The following is a 16,850-nucleotide window of genomic DNA, read 5'->3' on the forward strand; positions in this document are numbered from 1 at the left end:
CAAAGATACCCGACTTCTCCAAGAAGTTGGGTATCTGAAAATTAACCTACTCCATCAACATTAACCTTACAGGATCTAAATGTACATACCAAGGAAAAGGTTTGTCTTTAATTGTCACCCATTTTTCCTTATAAACTTCTGCTTGTAGATGATAATCATGAACATTTTCCGCTGGAGAATGCAACTTTAAAAATAAAGTCATGCGGTGAGGAGTTTCGCTAGTTCTCACCAACCAACAAGGAAAAGTATTTTCCAGATTTGCATCATTCTTAAACACAATTTGATGGGCGCGAATCCCAACATGAGATAAATTTTCAGGAATAGATTCTACAACTTCTAAAGTACAACCCCAATCAATTGCTTCTACTTTTTGGGATGACAAAACAACAGCGCGAGAAAAATTTTTACATCCTGTAATTTTTGCCACATTCATAGTAGCAGGATGTTGGAAAATTTCATATTTAGAACCATGATGTGCTTCTTTTCCGTCTTCTAAAACTAACAAATTAGGACACAACCTATAGGCTTCTTCCATGTTATGAGTAACAAATAAAGTCACACCAGAATAATCAGCTAAAGTTTCTGTCATTTGTTGTTCTAACTGACTTCGTAAATGTGTATCCAGGGCAGAAAATGGCTCATCTAAAAGTAAAGCTTCTGGTTGACTTGCTAACGCTCTCGCTAAAGCTACCCGTTGTTGTTGTCCTCCTGAAAGTTGGTGAGGATAACGATTACCTAAACCCTCTAAGTGCATGGCTATTAATTGCTTTTCTACCTCTACTTTAAGATTCCCATTTGATAATTCTGTAGGTAAACCAAAGGCGATATTTTGTGCTACTGTGAGATGAGGAAATAAGGCATAATTTTGAAATAAAAAACCGATTTTGCGTTGACGAACAGGAACATTAATTCCTTTTTCTGAATCAAATAAAACTCTATTATTTAATACGATTCTGCCTTTATTTGGTGTTTCTATTCCAGCTAAACACCGGAGAATCATACTTTTACCTGCGCCAGAACTTCCTAATAAACCTAAAGGTTGGTTATCCGTATTAAAGGCAATTTTCAGATGAAAACTTGAGAGGTTTTTTTCAATATCTATCAATAAACCAGATGTCAAAGAATTAGGAGGTAAAGAAAAGGATTGATTTTCTGGTTTTATTGTTGCAATTTCTGCTTTATTAGTGCGTCTAATTTTCTGCTTGCGGTCTTCCCAGAAGTTAGTTAAAATAATTCCTGTTAAGGAAATTGAAACAATAATAATTGCCCAAAACCAAGCTTCATTCATATCCCCAGCTTCCACAGCAAAATATATCGCCATTGGTATATTCTGCGTTTGTCCAGGAATGTTACCAGCTAACATCAAAGTTGCACCAAACTCACCCAAAGCACGGGCAAAAGCTAAAGTTGCACCTGCTAAAATACCAGGAAATGCTAAAGGTAAACTTACCCGCCAAAATATAGTAAATTCCTTAGCGCCTAAAGTTCTCGCTACTCTTAATAAATTAGCATCAATTTGTTCAAAAGCACCCAACGCAGTTTTATACATTAATGGGAAAGAAACCACCATTGCAGCGATCGCCGCACCATACCAAGTAAATACAATAGTCACATTAAAAGGTTCTAATAATTTACCAGCAGGACCATTTTTACCAAAAAATAGCAGCAGCAAAAAACCCACAACCGTAGGCGGTAAAATTAGCGGTGCAACGAATATCCCTTCAATTATAGATTTCCCTTTACCCCGATATCCCAACATCCAGTAAGCAGCACCAACACCGAAAAAGAAGGTGATAAAAGTCGCTAAAAATGAGGTTTTCAGCGATATCCAGAGGGGTGATAAGTCCTGTGGCATAATTCTGTATATTTCCAACTTAGTTGGTAGTATATCAGGGAATAGGGGAAAATTAAAAGCCCGCAGGGAAATTAATTTCCTTGCTAATAGCTAAAGTCATCTAAAAATGACTAAATCATGGGAAAATTCCTTAGTAAACTTTAGTTTACTTTGGCTATGAGACCGGAAATTCATTTCCGGGCGGGCATGGTAGCTAACAGATAAGCCATTCGTAATATCATTATTTCCTAATTCATGGAATTAAATCACCCTTACTTAATTCAATAATAGTATTGATAAATGCCTTTAATTCAGGACATTGATTAACAGAAACCATTAAATCTTGGTCTTTCAAAATTCTCGCACCATCACGAATTTTATTATAACTGCGTTGACATTTACCAGTTTCAAATACTTCTTTAATTCTATAAGATGGTGGATTTCCATGATTTACCTTTTCCGGTAAACCTGCTGGTGCTGACTTGTTAGATTTTGCTAATTTCTGAATTGTTGACCAATAGGGTAATAACCAAGCTTCAAAATCATATTGCGCTACATGGGGATAAAAATTAGGATTATTACCTACCCATTCTCGCATTTTCGCTTTAGCATCTGCCCCATCTTGAAAATCATTTGTTCCTGTATAAACATCAGTTAAAGCAATTACCGCATTAAAAGCATCTTTACCTATCAATAAATTTTCAACAATTCTTTTAAGTTTATCTCCTTTAGGAACTCTTCCATCATGGGGAATAAACTTGAGTTTGGGCATTTGTTGTAAACGTGATTTAAGAAAATCTAATAAAACTGGCTTAAAAGCTGTTTCCGTTGCACCCTCAACTAAAATCGCTATCTTCATGGACGACCACCTATTAAATTCATCGCCCAAAGTTCATCTAAACTATAATCTTCTAACCAATGTTCTAAATTAAAAGTATCACCCCAAGTCATAGTAGTTAAACCATCTTCTGCATCACAAACTAACACTTCTTCAGGTTTCAAAAATCTAATTAATCTATCGGAATGAGTGGCAACAATTAGCTGAGTTTTTTGCGAAGCTTCTCGCATCACATCAGCAAGTAATCTTAATAATTCTGGGTGTAAACTAACTTCTGGTTCATCGATCAGAGTGACAGCAGTTAAACCAGGACTTAACAACAATGTGATTAACCAAATAAACCGCAAAGTTCCCTCTGACAGTTGGTGCATATAAAGAGGCTTAGAAAAATTTTTATCTTTCCAAGTCATTGTAATAGTTCCTGCTGCTACTGGAGGAAAACCTAATCTTTCAAAATCTGGAAAAGCCGCAGCAAGGGTATCTTCAATAATTTCAAATCGTTCTGGTTCAGTTTCTCGTAAATAGTACAGACAGGAAACTAAATCTTCACCATTAGCACGCGGCAAAGTTGCAGGACGCATTGACTGTGGTAAACGCACAGGACTTTTAGGAGCAACATTCAATGCACCGTAAAATGTGCATGATGCTAATTCTTTACGCAGCGTTTCCGGTGCTTTATACATTTTGGGAACTTGAGCAAGAGATGTTTCTAAGGGATTATGATCCCAATTTGGGCGTAATAATGCTCTGTCTTCCGTATTAAAATATTTTACATCCAATCCACGAGATTCAATATATTTGAATGGCTCTACAGCATGAGGGTTATTTTGTTGAGTTAGTGTTTCTATTGCAATTTCATAAGTGAAACCTTTTAGAGCAACTTCCAGTTGGTAATTAAGTGGTGCATACCCTGGTACACTCATGGACAAAGAAATGATTATACTATTAGCTCTATCACGAGTAACAATATCAGGTAGTCCACCTAATTCTGAAATTTTATTTGCTAATTGAGCATTTGCTGATGCTGCTAAAAGTGAAAAAATTTCTAATAAAGAAGTTTTACCTGCACCATTAGCACCAATCATGACTGTAAGAGGACGATCTCGCATATCTAGTTGTACATTAAATAAGCGACGGTATCCTTCAATAGTTATACGTTCAAATGAGTTCATAATTTAACTCTTGCCAATAACCATAAATCAATATTATTTTAGCATTTGACTGATTTTTGTCCTTTTTCAATGTAATAATTACATCATACTTAAAACATCTCTGTTCAAAATAATGCTGAATTTTTAATAAATCTTTATAAATTTATGTTTTTGTCACTACTTAACCCATCATAAAAATGCGCACCATAACCAAAACCCAAAACCTCATCATCTCTTTCATCTCCCTGACTGCTATCCTCACCACCCAAGCAGTATCAGCTACCATCAACGTACCTGTAAAAAGCAAAACTGCAATGGTGACATCCGCCAACCCCTTAGCAAGTGAAGTTGGACTTTCAATATTAAAAAAAGGCGGAAATGCGGTAGATGCAGCAGTAGCGACAACCTTTGCAATTTCCGTAGTTGAACCATTTTCCGCAGGTATTGGTGGCGGTGGTTTCCTACTATTTCATTCTCAAAAAACCGGAGAAATTAAAGCTTTAGATTTTCGGGAACGCGCACCCATCAAAGCAACAAAAAATATGTATTTAGATGCTGATGGTAAAGTAATTCCCGGTGCAAGTACCAACGGTTATTTAGCAGTAGCAACTCCCGGAACTGTAGCGGGTATGTATGAAGTACATCGTCGTTATGGCAAGTTACCTTGGCAAGAAGTTGTTAAACCATCAATTGCACTGGCTAAAAATGGTTTTATTATCAGTAATAGAGTTTCTTGGCTTTCTCTCTCCCGTTTTCAAGACCGTAAACCTAAAATTCTCAACAACCCAGCAGCCAGTAAAATCTTCACTCGCAACGGTGAATATTATCAACCAGGGGAAAGATTAATTCAAAGTGATTTAGCAAAAACTTTAACAGAAATTTCTGAAAATCCTCAAAGTTTTTACACTGGAAAAATTGCCAAACTTATCGCTGATGATATGGCAAAAAATGGCGGTTTAATTACTCTGGAAGATTTAAAGCAATATCAACCAATTTGGCGCGATCCTGTTTGTGGCAACTTCCGAACAGCAAGAGTTTGTTCTATGCCACCTCCATCATCAGGTGGTGTACATTTATTACAAATGTTAAATATTATTGGTGACACAGACTTAAAATCATTAGGATGGAATCACCCAGACGCGATCCATTTAATGGTAGAAAGTATGAAAATTGCTTATAGCGATCGCGCCAAATATTTAGGTGATCCTGATTTTGTTCAAGTCCCCGTTTCTGAACTAATTAGCAAAAATTACGCCCAAAAACGTCGCCAACAAATTAACATGAAAAAGGCGATACCATCAACAGAAATAAAACCAGGATTGAAAACAACAACAATTCCTGAAAAAACAGAAACCAGTCATTTAAACGTAGTTGACGCAGACAGAAACGCCGTTAGTTTAACCTTCACCATTAACTTAGGTTTTGGTGCGGGAATAGTCACACCAGGAACAGGAATAGTGTTAAATAATGAAATGGATGACTTTGCAGCCGCACCAGGAGTACCAAACGCCTTTGGGTTAGTTGGTAACGAAGCTAACAGCATCGCCCCCCGGAAAACACCCCTATCCAGTATGACACCCACTATCGTCACCGAAAACAACCGCTTGCGTTTAGCCGTCGGTTCTCCCGGTGGTAGCACCATCATCACCCAAGTATTGCAAATAATACTCAACGTTTTGGAATACAAAATGGATGTGGGTGCAGCCGTTTCCGTCCCACGCATACATCATCAGTGGCTACCCGATGTGTTACTTGTCCAGTCTTGGGGTTTAGATGCGTTAACCTTGCAAGACTTACGTCGTCGGGGACACAAAATCAAAGAAACTGCACCTTGGGGTAATGCAAATGCGATCGCAGTTACAGAAAATGATACATTAGAGGGAGCCGCAGATCCCCGTGGTGAAGGTTCAGCTAGTAGTTATTAATATTGCACCATTGATTCTGCAAAATTATCGCTAAACTCATTTGCCCGTGCGCTAGGAACTAATGTCCAGCCCGCTTTCAGCAATTTTTGATAAGTTGCCCAACCCTTAGAACCACCGGGTATTTGATAATCAGGAACAGAAAATTGAGGAAACGCCGTATAAGGCCGCCAAGGTTGACCAGGAGAAGTCTGCAAATGTAAGATTTTTTCACCATCATCACCAGACTTAGATAACCAGCACATTTGTCGTTGCATGGTAAACTCCTTTGCGTTTAGCTTATGTTGCATTAAGACAGGATTGTGTTAATACCTGCCTCATTTTTGTGAGAGAAATTATGAGTCTAAAAGATTAGACTAGAGGAATTTGATATTATTAAACTCAAGTAAATTTCTGAAGAAGATAGACTCCTATATGCGGTTTTCCGCGAGATGAGAAGACAAACACAGAACAAAAAGGTTGTTCTCAAAATGTTTTCTTCCAGTACAAGATTTTTTTAATGTTAACCATCGTTTTTGTGACTGTATGTAACAAACACTACGATTTTTCCAAAAAGATCCAAAAATCACCCATAAGTTTTTCTTTTCACAGATATAAGGATATAGCTAGGGAGTAGAGAATAAGATCCCCAACTTTTATGGAATATGATCACTCCTGACTCCTGACTCCTGACTCCTTACCAACTAACTTTCCCTAAAAGCTAACAATTGTTCATCATTTATTCTGCCTACTTCGTGTAGAGTAGTCACAATTTCCGAAATAGTTAAAACCGAATGACCACAATAACCATTTGCTTTTAATCTATCTTTAACACCCTTTTCATGATCAATAAAAACCACAATATCATTAACCTTTAATCCCACAGATTGAATCTTTTCTGCTCCTTCCATCACACTTTTGCCACTGATCAGAATATCATCAACCACTGCAACCGTTTCGCCAGGATGGAAGTTACCTTCAATGACTCTGCGCGTACCATGTGCTTTAACTTCTTTACGGGGAAAAATCATCGGACAATGCAACCTTAAAGATAAACCAGTTGCAGTAGGTAAAGAACCATAAGGAATACCAGCCAACCTATCAAAAGTTAGATTTTTTAAAATCTCCTCATAAGCACTAAGCACCTGATTAAAAACTTGGGGATTAGAAATTATTTTCCGTAAATCAATGTAATAAGGAAAAGTCGCCCCTGAAGCTTGGACAAATTCCCCAAACATAATACAACCAATATCAAAAAGTTGTAAAATCAAATCTTGATGAGGATGTTTATCTTGCACATCAACATCAGAAAACCAAACTTCACAACTAGAAGCATCATGGATAAATTCACCTCTAAATTCATTAATCTCTCTGCGTAAAAATTGAATTTCTTCAGATAGATTTGCACTTCCTAACATATCTTGAGAAACAGGTATTAACAAACCATCACCGTTAGCATTTAAACCTGCTGCCAAAATTTGTTTAATATTACCTTCCCCAGCCCAAATACTCCGTGCCATAATAATTCTTTCGGGAGCAAGAGAACGAATAGATTTTAAAACTTCTGCATTTGTAGTTCCCACTTCTAAACATAATTGTTCAGGAGTTCCCCAAGTTTTTGATTCTTGAACAACCTGTAAATAAAGCGGTGAATTATGAGGATATTGTTGTACAGTGGCAGCACCAGGATTAGAAGTACAACATAAAATAAATACAGATTTATCAGGATAAACTAAAAAAGGTGCAACATGATCCTGACCAGTATAGGGACTAAGAGTAACCGCGTCTACCTGCCATTCTGTAAATATTGAATGGGCGAAAACACTGCTAGTATTTAAATCACTATGTTTAGCATCTAAAATAATAGGAATGTGACTAGGAATAGATTTTAAAATTCTCATTAACAACTCTAAACCCGGCACACCCAAAACCTGATAAAAACCCAAAGTTGGTTTATAAGCACAGACAAAATCAGCCGTTTCCGCAATCATAAATTGCAACCAACTTTCTAAACCTGTAATTAAATCAGATGATTGATAACGGGCTGGAATCATCTCAGGATTTGGATCAAGTCCCACAAATAGTAAACTTTGATTTTGGACAATGGTCGTATTTAACTTATCAAAAAAATTCATGTTTAATTTTTTCAGTAATTTGATTTTGAATTAAATAATTGTAGCATAAGTTGAGTTTGACTCTTAACCGTCCTTGAGGCAAGGGATGAAAGCATAAGGAGGCGTTTACGCCTCTGTGCTATAATCATTCTCACAGGAACGGTAATCAACCTGTATAAAAACCTAACTGCCTAACGGCAATCTGTACCTTGACAACTAAATCTATGGGGTTCTACTTCGTAGTTCTAGTGCCTCCTGGAAGTAGGTAAAAGATTTACAGGTGCTAGACTTGTGTTGAGCGCACTTGTACTGAGCGACTTGTACTGAGCGACTTGTACTGAGCGACTTGTACTGAGCCCGTCCTGAGCCTGTCCTGAGCGGTGTCGAAGGGCGGTGTCGAAGGGCGGCGTCGAAGGGCGCAGTCGAAGTAAGTCGAAGTAAGTCGAAGTAAGTCGAAGTAGTCGAAACACGACACAGAATTTAAACTCAAACAAAATTTGGAGTAATCCAACTAGGGAAGGGCATTCCCTAAGTTAACGCTTGGGGAGAGAACCACCCCGCTTGTTAGACACCGCAAGGGATCTAATCTAAGTGGACTCATTGAACCAAGAATCTCCGTGGCTTCAGCCCGGAGAGTGTCAATAATCTTAATATGTGTTCACAATCCCGCAAACCATTCATAACCCTGATCTTCCCAATAACCTTTAAAAGCTGATAACTGGCTAGTTAAAGTCACGCTTGTCACCCATTTACTTTGTTTATAACCTAATTTAATAGGAGAAGCTAAACGCAAAGGAGCGCCATTTTCAATTGGCAACTTTTCCCCATTTTTTTGATAAGCTAACAAAGTTTGGGGATGGGTAGCAGAAGCTAAATCCCAACTTTCATAATAACCATCTGCTGATTTAAAATAAGCATACTTCACATTTTCTTGGGGTTGAGCTAAAGCGATTAAATCACGTAAACGAATACCTCCCCATTGTACAATTGCTGCCCAACCTTCAACACATACATGACGAATAATCATAGAAGTTAATGGTAAAGCTTGAATTTCTGCCATACTTAAACTTAAGGGATTATTTACCTCACCATCAATAATTAACCGGAATTTATCAATATCAATAATTGGTGTACCCCGGAAACTATTAATGATTAAAGCTGCTGGTTGAATTTCACTAGCAGCAAATTCTGGTACAAGTTTCTGGGGTTGAAATATTAATTCTTCAACTTTTTGATTTAAGGGTTCTGAAAGTTTACCTACCAAGTCTTCTAATGCTGGTGTACCACAACCACTAAGTAAACCACCTATACTAGAAATTCCAGATATTTGTAAAAACTTACGGCGGTTAAATCGAGGTTTCACTATATGAATTAGGTGTTTTTTATGAGTATGATTCATGATTTAATAACTTCCCCTAATTAAAAAACTATCTGTGTTCATCGGGAGTATCCCAAATGTGTAAATTTATGTTGAACTAACGAAATAAAACGCTCCAAGGTTCTGATATGATTGAACCGCAAAGGGCGCAAAGGACACAAAGGACACAAAGGTAAGAGATTTTAAGAGATTTTTTAATGTTGCTGGAGTTATTTTTTCAAAATTGGGATGCTCCCGTGTTTATCTGCGTTTATCTGCGTTAAATTATTAATTCCAAAATTACCAAAACATCGATTCTATTAGTTTATCTCCTCCCGCTTTCTGTCCTAATCGCCAATGAATAATTACAAATATTACCACCAATGGCACAGAAGCAAAATGTACGATTCTTAATGCTTGCCAATCTCCAAACATATCAACTATCCAGGGAAATTGGGCAGGTTTATACATTCCGATTCCTGTTAATATTGCTAACATTAATATGGGAATAATAGATGTGTAAATAATCCGATGCCAAGCATAAGTTAAACGCTTAGGATTTTGCGTTTTTTGTAATGCTTTGATGTCATTACTGCCGACAAATCTATGTTGCCAACGTCGGGTAATTAAAATGTAAATTCCATAAAATAAAAAATTGAGTGAAAAAAGCCACATAGCTGCAAAATGCCAGTGTCTACCTCCTGCTAACCAAGCACCTAAAGTAAAAATGGGGGGAATATGTAAACCTGCACGGCCACCAAAAACGGGGTTAGCGTTGTAAATTTGTAATCCACTGGTAATCATTAAAAACAGGCTAATGATATTAATAGAGTGGAAGATTTTAGCGGCTATGGCTTGGGTGGGTAATTTGGGGGGTTTTGCTTGATAATTCATACCAATATTCTGAATCCTGAATCCTGAATTATTAAATTAATTCCTGCACTCTTAACCATTCTTCCGAAGTGACTTTAAAATTAGTGGAGTTAGGAGCGCGAATTACCAGCAAACTTTTAAGAATAGGATCTTGTTGTAAACTGGTTTTTAATAAAGGGCGTTCTATGAGTTTATTTGTAAAGCGAATTATTGCTTGTTGCTTACCCAAAGCACGGGTAGAATCAGACCAATATTTTTTATCTGGTATTTCGGTGATAAATTTGGCAGATTCAGTTATTTCTGCTATGGCATAAATTCCCGCTTGTGTACCAGATACCCAAATGATCACACCATCACCTATAGCGATATCTTTAGCGTAGCGAGTCACTAACCAGGGCATTTGCTCAAAGCCTTGAATAGCTTCTACAACTTTGTAATATTTGGGGTTGCCTTGAAATAGCCAGTAATTCATGTACTTTTATCTATGGTTATCACTCTTTATAGCAGCAGGCAAGAGGCAAAAGGCAAAAGGCAATAGTGAAATCCTTAGTGAAATCCTTGTTATTTCTAGGTTTCCATCATTGATAATGTTCTAATTACCCTGGCTACAGCTATATCAATCAATGTAAATTTTATCGCCATTGATATCATCTTCAGCTAATTACTGAAAATAATTTTTTTCCTTCCCCTATTTCCTATTTCCTATTCCCTATTTCCTGCCCTAACAGATATACTCATTAATCAAACTTAGTCAAACGGAAATGATTACAACTGAAACGCAGCAGTCAAAGCCACCGCCAAAGCATCTGCTGCATCATCAGGCTTAGGCATTTCCTCTAAATCTAACTCCCGCATCACCGCTTCCTGGACTTCTTCCTTATCTGCTTTACCATAATTTGTTAACGCTTGCTTAATTTGCGGAGGGGCAAACTCTACATAAGGAAGTTTGCGCTGCCCCAAAACCAACATTAATACACCCCTAGCCTGTGCCACTAAAATAGTGTTGGCCATACGATAGAAGAATAATTTTTCAATTGCCACTAAATCCGGTTGTAAATCGTCAATTAGGGTGTTTAAATCATCAAATAAAGTAGCTAGTCGCTGACTCATTTCCATATCTGAAGACGTGCGAATTACACCAAAATCTAGCATCTTTACAGAAAAGTCTTGTACTTTACCTTGAGTTTGCTGTAACGTAATTGCACCAAATCCCACAATAGCTAAACCTGGATCTAATCCTAAAATTCGTTTTTCCATAAAATTTTGGCTAATTTTCTCTAAATTTCCATCAAATTAACTATGATTCTCGATTTCTAACACCCGACTCCTACTATACTTAATCTGCACTTTCCGGTTAGCGATCGCCAATCATGAAGAAATAAGCACTTTCAGGAGGCAGAAGTCAGGAGTCAGGAGTCAGGAGTCAGGAGTCAGGAGTCAGGAGGCAGAAGGCAGAAGGCAGAAGGCAGAAGGCAGGAGGTAAATATTTTTCACCAGTCACCAGTCCCCAGTCACCAGTCCCCAGTCCCTGTTAGTGTACATTTGCTTTTAAATATTGTTTCTACCACAGTTCCCTATTAGGTATGTCAATCGGTTTTCTTAAACAAGCCCTCAACGCCATACAACTTCAGTCACACAGCCGCACTTCCCACCGCGTTAACCAGTGGTTTAAGTGGTTATCCCCTGGAATATCAGTAAAACGCTGGTTTCTAGTCAGTGTAGGAGGTTTCTTATTGGCAAGTTTGGGGTTAGCTATTTGGATTAAGCTAACCCCAATTTTTTGGACATTGGAATTTCTTAAAGGTTTGTTGGGTTTCCTCACCAACATCTTACCCAACTATGTCAGCGGACCTTTGGTGTTGCTGCTGGGTGTGCTGTTGTTATTGTGGGGACAATCCCGTACTGTAGGTTCAATTACAGAGGTTTTAAGACCTCAAGGTGATGAAGAAGAACTGATAGATGTTCTATTGGCACATCGTCGTTTATACCGGGGTCCAAAAATTGTAGTTATTGGTGGCGGTACTGGACTTTCTACTTTACTCCGGGGCTTAAAAACCTATAGTGCTAATATTACTGCTATTGTCACAGTCGCTGATGATGGTGGTTCTTCTGGCAGGTTGCGGCAGGAATTTGGCGTTTTACCTCCTGGGGATATTCGCAATTGTTTAGCTGCATTAGCAGATGAAGAAAAGTTATTAACTGAATTATTCCAATATCGTTTTCGCGCTGGGGATGGTTTAACAGGTCACAGTTTTGGTAACTTGTTTTTAACTGCCATGACTGATATTACTGGGGACTTAGAAAGGGCTGTTGCTGCTAGTTCCAAGGTGTTAGCTGTGAGGGGACAAGTTTTACCAGCAACTCTTAGTGATGTACGTCTGTGGGCAGAAATGGCAGATGGGCGCAGAATTGAAGGTGAGTCTAGTATTCCCAAAGCCGGCGGAAAAATCATTAAAATTGGCTGTATTCCCGAAAATCCTCCCGCTTTACCCGCAGCAATTAAGGCAATTAAAGATGCTGATTACATTATTATTGGTCCTGGTAGTTTGTATACTAGCTTAATTCCCAATTTATTAGTACCAGAAATAGCCGATGCGATCGCGGCTACAAAAATTCCCCGCATTTATATTTGCAATATTATGACCCAACCGGGAGAAACAGAGGGCTATACCGTTGCTGAACATATCCAAGCCATTGATAAAGCTGCTGGTGACAGAAAACTTTTTGATGCTGTACTCGTACATCGCAAAACCCCATCAGCCCAAGCATTAATCCGTTACGCCCAACAAAATTCCCATCCCGTTTTCCTAGACAGAGAAGCAGTTACTCAGTTAGGACGGCGCTTAGTCCCCGCTAACGTTTTACACGAAGATGAAACTGGTTTTGTCCGCCACGATCCCCGAAAACTAGCTAAGGTGTTATTGAAATGGTACAGTGGAGCGCAACATGGGAAGTAATGGGGACTGGGGACTGGGGACTGGGTACTGGGTAATCAATTTTATTTTTCCCCATTACCAATTACCAATTACCAATTACCAATTACCAATGACTACAATCTTTCTTCCTGATACAAAAGCCACACAGCAACTAGGTATTAATTTGGGGAAAAACCTAACTGCTGGTAGTGTGATTTTATTAGAAGGTGACTTGGGTGCGGGTAAAACTACCTTAGTTCAAGGTATTGGTCAGGGTTTAGGTATCACTGAATCTATTGTTAGTCCTACTTTTACCCTGATTAATGAATACACAGAAGGACGCATCCCTCTTTATCACTTAGATTTGTATCGTTTAGAACCTCAAGAGGTGACAGGCTTAAATTTAGAAAGCTATTGGGAAGGTATAGAAGTAACACCTGGTATTGTGGCTATTGAATGGGCGGAAAGAATGCCATATCTACCAGATAGTTATTTAAAGGTATGTTTAACTCATGGTGACAATGGTACTCGTCAAGCGGAGATTATTGAGGTTGACCGTGATTTTGAGAACCTATTGGTACACCGTCTTCTTTAATTGTTATCAATATCTGATTATATCATTCTCAAGATTATTGAGAATAAACCTTCTCCATTCTCAATAAACAAGCAGCAAAACTTTTTCCCCTTTCTCATAAATAAACTAAAGCTCTTATCAACTTTCTGCGACTCTGCGACTCTGCGTGAGCCTAAACAAAAATTCCTCCCCTTCCACCCTTTCCCCAAAAAGTAAAAACTCTGTAGACTAAAATTAATAAACTTTATATTTCTTATTAAAGCTGGTGCAAGAGGACTTTCGGTTAATTGTTGATTTGGTTTCGGTGTTCGCTGTCGCTGCTTGTGGTGGACTACTGGCCGCATTGTTAAAACAACCCGTTTTGCTGGGATATCTCATCGGGGGGATGATAGTTGGACCAGCAGGACTGGGATTAATTAAAGAAGTTGTCCAAGTTGAAACCTTGGCGCAGTTTGGTGTAGCTTTTTTACTCTTTGCTTTAGGAGTTGAATTTTCCTTAGCGGAACTGAAAAAGGTGAAAGCTATAGCTTTGGGCGGTGGAGGATTACAAATTATTCTCACTATTCTTATCACTGTATTAGTTTGTGGTGTTACAGGTACTTGGGGAACATTACCAGCTAAAGGTGTATTTTTAGGATCAATTCTCTCCCTGTCTTCTACTGCGGTAGTTCTCAAATGTTTGATGGAACGCAACGAGACAGAAACCCCCCACGGCCAGGTCATGCTGGGTATTCTCGTTGTTCAGGACTTAGCATTGGGATTGATGCTGGCTGTATTACCCGCACTCCATGAACCAGGGGAAGCGATTGGTTTAGCAGTCTTTACAGCTTTGGTACGCATTGGTTTATTTGCTGCGGGTGCGGTGGTTGCTGGTATTTGGTTAATTCCGCCGTTGTTGCGATTATTAGCCCGCACAGAAAGCAGAGAATTATTTTTGCTGGGTGTTGTCACGTTATGTTTATGTATTGCCCTGCTAACTGAATATTTGGGTCTTTCTATTGAAATGGGGGCGTTTGTAGCGGGTTTGATGATTTCTGAAGTGGAATACGCTGATGAAACTTTAACCATTGTTGAACCGTTGCGGGATATCTTTGCGAGTTTGTTTTTTGCTGCGATTGGAATGTTGATTGATCCGGTGTTTTTGTGGCAAAACCTAGATGTGATATTGGGTTTGGTGGTTTTGGTGTTTTTGGGTAAGTTCCTGATCATCACACCTTTGGTTAAATTATTCCGCTATCCGTTAAAAACAGCTTTAATTGCAGGGTTGGGTTTAGCGCAAATTGGGGAATTTTCCTTTGTTTTAGCTAGTGAAGGTCAGGCTTTGGGGTTGGTTTCCCGGAGAATATATTTATTAACTTTGGGAACGACTGCGGTTACTTTAATGTTGACTCCCTTTGTGTTGCGGTTAGTACCATTGTTATTTAATTTTGCGGAGTCCATGCCTTGGTTAAAACCTTATTTGGTGGAAGAACAAGCGCGAGATTTTGCGGAAGACTTACCCCGGAAAGATCATATAGTGGTTTGTGGTTATGGTCGCATTGGTAAAAATTTGGTACGGTTATTGCAGTTACATGATTTGCCTGTAGTCGTTATTGATCAGTCTGAAAGTAGGATTCAACAGTTACGGGAAGCGGGTATACCTTATGTATATGGTAATGCAGTGAGTTTTCATGTGTTGGAAACTGCTGGGGTAAATCATGCTCAAGGGATGGCGATCGCTCTTCCTGATCCTGCTAGTATTCGTCTATGCTTGAAACGGGCTTTGGAGATATCCCCAGAATTAGATTTAGTGGTCCGTGCTACCCAAGATAAAAATATTGAAGTGCTTTATCAACTGGGTGCTAAGGAAGTTGTACAACCAGAATTTGAAGCGAGTCTGGAAATGGCCACCTATTTACTTACCGATGCGGGATTATTGCCAGAGGTGGTACAACGGAAAATGCAGGATATTCGTAAGGATCATTATTTAGATTTGCGTCCTGAACGTTCTGCTGCGGAAGTTTCCCAACATTTACAGCAAGTTACCCGTGATTTAAACCGACGTTGGTATGATTTACCTGATGAGTCACCTTTAATTGGGATGACTTTAGAAGAAGCGGATATGCGCTATCTGATCGGGGTGAGTTTAATGGCTATTCGTCGTGCTGATGGGACAGAAATTGATTATCCTGATGGTCAGGTGAGGTTAGAAACTGGCGATCGCCTGTTAGTTGTAGGTGCAAGTAAAGAATTAGCAGCTTTGGCAGAATTTGCTAAGGGTAATGCAGCTGTTCCCGAAGAAACTAACGCTTGTCAGTGGGTGACAGTTCAAGCTAACTGTACTTTTTTGGGTAAAAATTTGGCAGATTGTACCTATGATGAACATTATGTGGTAAAAGTGCCAGCAATTCGGCGAGATGGCAAGTTTATCCGCTTTCCTCATGGCAACATCGAATTGAAAACAGGCGATCAAGTGCTGCTGTGCGGTAGCTTTTCCAGACTCAATCAGCTGCAACAATTTTTTACTACTGCTTGTGAACTACCCTTAGCAATTCCCAGTGTTAAAAATGAAGAGGTAGAAACTATCACAGAGTTGCAATGATCAAGTTGTTCGCCTAACCTTATGAATCGATCTTGGCAACTTCAACTCTAGCTTCTCTGGGAACTAAGTAGATAGGCGTTGAAATTTATCGTTGTCGCAAGGCAGGAGCCAGAAGGCAGGAGGGAAGAGGTTTTTAGGCATTTTAAATTTTGTTATATAACTTGTTTTTTTGTGCCGACTTACTTAAAATCTCTTTCTACAACTGCATCACTGCGAACTTTCATATAAGCGATCGCCATTTTCCAAACGCTTATTTGCTCGTTGTTAGCATCTACAATAGATACACAATTGATATCTTGCCAAAAAACCTTACCGACGATGACATCACCAGTCATCAGTTTAAATTCAACGGTGGCTTTTTGCTTGATCCAATTTTGTAATTGTCTAATGCTAGGTAGGGTAGTGTCAAATTCTGTTGCTGGCATTTTTTATGAGGGAATAGGGAATAGGTGACTGGGGACTGGGGACTGGTGACTGGGGACTGGGGACTGGTGACTGGGGACTGGGGACTGGGGACTGGCAACTGGGGACCTGGTACGGGGGACTGGGGCCCGGGGACTGGGGACGGCGGTCTCGGGTGTGTTGCCTAGCGATCTTCATCTGGAGTCTTTCCCCTCGGCTCAGGGCATTTCGGCACTCCAATCCGATAAATTTTATTCCCATCTTGTTAGTGTGTTCTCTCCACTCCACTCTGCTGACCTACCTTCCCCTT

At 39.1% G+C, this 16,850-nt stretch carries 15 protein-coding genes; 4 read left to right on the forward strand and 11 right to left on the reverse strand.

Going from position 1 to position 16,850, the window contains the following annotated elements; translation table 11 throughout:
* Positions 1-46 precede the first annotated feature (46 nt).
* From modB to FFR48_RS05300, 3 genes are all read right to left on the reverse strand, one after another.
* The gene (gene modB, locus FFR48_RS05290; protein ID WP_137666611.1) at positions 47-1,855 is read right to left on the reverse strand and encodes a molybdate ABC transporter permease subunit; all 1,809 of its coding nucleotides are present in this window, start codon (positions 1,853-1,855) and stop codon (positions 47-49) included.
* 232 nt (positions 1,856-2,087) lie between these two features.
* Positions 2,088-2,693, reverse strand: a complete 606-nt coding sequence (locus FFR48_RS05295) for a DUF4276 family protein (protein WP_137666612.1) — start codon at positions 2,691-2,693, stop codon at positions 2,088-2,090.
* Positions 2,690-3,844 (reverse strand): AAA family ATPase, encoded by a 1,155-nt coding sequence (locus FFR48_RS05300; RefSeq protein WP_137666613.1) that lies wholly within the window; start codon positions 3,842-3,844, stop codon positions 2,690-2,692. The genes FFR48_RS05295 and FFR48_RS05300 overlap by 4 nt, the downstream gene beginning before the upstream one ends.
* Before the next feature lie 176 nt (positions 3,845-4,020).
* On the opposite strand from FFR48_RS05300, the gene ggt reads away from it, so the two are divergent.
* A complete protein-coding gene (gene ggt, locus FFR48_RS05305) occupies positions 4,021-5,748 on the forward strand; it encodes a gamma-glutamyltransferase (RefSeq protein ID WP_137666614.1) in 1,728 nt (575 codons plus the stop codon).
* Here the strand turns inward: ggt and FFR48_RS05310 are convergent.
* The 6 genes from FFR48_RS05310 to ruvC form a co-directional block, all read right to left on the reverse strand.
* Entirely contained in the window at positions 5,745-6,002 is a 258-nt protein-coding gene (locus FFR48_RS05310; RefSeq protein ID WP_096571802.1) for a hypothetical protein, read from the reverse strand. The genes ggt and FFR48_RS05310 overlap by 4 nt on opposite strands.
* Before the next feature lie 426 nt (positions 6,003-6,428).
* On the reverse strand, positions 6,429-7,859 hold the full coding sequence (locus FFR48_RS05315) for a bifunctional orotidine-5'-phosphate decarboxylase/orotate phosphoribosyltransferase (RefSeq protein ID WP_137666615.1): 1,431 nt from the start codon (positions 7,857-7,859) through the stop codon (positions 6,429-6,431).
* Between the two features lie 637 nt (positions 7,860-8,496).
* Positions 8,497-9,237 carry a molybdopterin-dependent oxidoreductase gene (locus tag FFR48_RS05320; protein ID WP_137666616.1) on the reverse strand — a complete coding sequence of 247 codons (741 nt, stop codon included), beginning with the start codon at positions 9,235-9,237 and terminating at the stop codon, positions 8,497-8,499.
* Between the two features lie 258 nt (positions 9,238-9,495).
* Positions 9,496-10,089, reverse strand: coding sequence for a cytochrome b/b6 domain-containing protein (locus FFR48_RS05325; RefSeq protein WP_137666617.1), 594 nt, complete (start codon positions 10,087-10,089; stop codon positions 9,496-9,498).
* Between the two features lie 31 nt (positions 10,090-10,120).
* Complete coding sequence (locus FFR48_RS05330; protein WP_137666618.1) at positions 10,121-10,540, reverse strand: EVE domain-containing protein; 420 nt, start codon at positions 10,538-10,540, stop codon at positions 10,121-10,123.
* 293 nt (positions 10,541-10,833) lie between these two features.
* Positions 10,834-11,325, reverse strand: coding sequence for a crossover junction endodeoxyribonuclease RuvC (gene ruvC / locus FFR48_RS05335; RefSeq protein ID WP_137666619.1), 492 nt, complete (start codon positions 11,323-11,325; stop codon positions 10,834-10,836).
* A 326-nt stretch (positions 11,326-11,651) separates the two neighbouring features.
* Here ruvC and FFR48_RS05340 point away from each other — a divergent pair, with 326 nt between their 5' ends.
* From FFR48_RS05340 to FFR48_RS05350, 3 genes are all read left to right on the forward strand, one after another.
* Entirely contained in the window at positions 11,652-13,025 is a 1,374-nt protein-coding gene (locus FFR48_RS05340) for a gluconeogenesis factor YvcK family protein (protein WP_096571796.1), read from the forward strand.
* Between the two features lie 88 nt (positions 13,026-13,113).
* The gene (gene tsaE, locus FFR48_RS05345) at positions 13,114-13,578 is read left to right on the forward strand and encodes a tRNA (adenosine(37)-N6)-threonylcarbamoyltransferase complex ATPase subunit type 1 TsaE (RefSeq protein ID WP_137666625.1); all 465 of its coding nucleotides are present in this window, start codon (positions 13,114-13,116) and stop codon (positions 13,576-13,578) included.
* Positions 13,579-13,822: 244 nt separating this feature from the next.
* The gene (locus FFR48_RS05350) at positions 13,823-16,138 is read left to right on the forward strand and encodes a cation:proton antiporter domain-containing protein (protein WP_137666620.1); all 2,316 of its coding nucleotides are present in this window, start codon (positions 13,823-13,825) and stop codon (positions 16,136-16,138) included.
* Positions 16,139-16,317: 179 nt separating this feature from the next.
* Here FFR48_RS05350 and FFR48_RS05355 read toward each other — a convergent pair whose 3' ends face one another.
* Together FFR48_RS05355 and FFR48_RS05360 are read right to left on the reverse strand one after the other, a co-directional pair.
* A complete protein-coding gene (locus FFR48_RS05355) occupies positions 16,318-16,563 on the reverse strand; it encodes an Hfq-related RNA-binding protein (RefSeq protein ID WP_137666621.1) in 246 nt (81 codons plus the stop codon).
* A complete protein-coding gene (locus tag FFR48_RS05360; protein WP_137666622.1) occupies positions 16,544-16,738 on the reverse strand; it encodes a hypothetical protein in 195 nt (64 codons plus the stop codon). Before FFR48_RS05360 ends, FFR48_RS05355 begins: the two co-directional genes overlap by 20 nt.
* Positions 16,739-16,850: the final 112 nt, after the last annotated feature.

This window comes from Sphaerospermopsis reniformis (assembly GCF_005402885.1).
Classification (GTDB): Bacteria; Cyanobacteriota; Cyanobacteriia; order Cyanobacteriales; family Nostocaceae; genus Sphaerospermopsis; species Sphaerospermopsis kisseleviana.

Bases quoted from the DNA above. Each gene is read 5' to 3' on its own strand.
- modB (WP_137666611.1), bottom strand. From the start codon at position 1,855: ATGCCACAGGACTTATCACCCCTCTGGATATCGCTGAAAACCTCATTT.
- FFR48_RS05295 (WP_137666612.1), bottom strand. From the start codon at position 2,693: ATGAAGATAGCGATTTTAGTTGAGGGTGCAACGGAAACAGCTTTTAAG.
- FFR48_RS05300 (WP_137666613.1), bottom strand. From the start codon at position 3,844: ATGAACTCATTTGAACGTATAACTATTGAAGGATACCGTCGCTTATTT.
- ggt (WP_137666614.1), top strand. From the start codon at position 4,021: ATGCGCACCATAACCAAAACCCAAAACCTCATCATCTCTTTCATCTCC.
- FFR48_RS05310 (WP_096571802.1), bottom strand. From the start codon at position 6,002: ATGCAACGACAAATGTGCTGGTTATCTAAGTCTGGTGATGATGGTGAA.
- FFR48_RS05315 (WP_137666615.1), bottom strand. From the start codon at position 7,859: ATGAATTTTTTTGATAAGTTAAATACGACCATTGTCCAAAATCAAAGT.
- FFR48_RS05320 (WP_137666616.1), bottom strand. From the start codon at position 9,237: ATGAATCATACTCATAAAAAACACCTAATTCATATAGTGAAACCTCGA.
- FFR48_RS05325 (WP_137666617.1), bottom strand. From the start codon at position 10,089: ATGAATTATCAAGCAAAACCCCCCAAATTACCCACCCAAGCCATAGCC.
- FFR48_RS05330 (WP_137666618.1), bottom strand. From the start codon at position 10,540: ATGAATTACTGGCTATTTCAAGGCAACCCCAAATATTACAAAGTTGTA.
- ruvC (WP_137666619.1), bottom strand. From the start codon at position 11,325: ATGGAAAAACGAATTTTAGGATTAGATCCAGGTTTAGCTATTGTGGGA.
- FFR48_RS05340 (WP_096571796.1), top strand. From the start codon at position 11,652: ATGTCAATCGGTTTTCTTAAACAAGCCCTCAACGCCATACAACTTCAG.
- tsaE (WP_137666625.1), top strand. From the start codon at position 13,114: ATGACTACAATCTTTCTTCCTGATACAAAAGCCACACAGCAACTAGGT.
- FFR48_RS05355 (WP_137666621.1), bottom strand. From the start codon at position 16,563: ATGCCAGCAACAGAATTTGACACTACCCTACCTAGCATTAGACAATTA.
- FFR48_RS05360 (WP_137666622.1), bottom strand. From the start codon at position 16,738: ATGAAGATCGCTAGGCAACACACCCGAGACCGCCGTCCCCAGTCCCCG.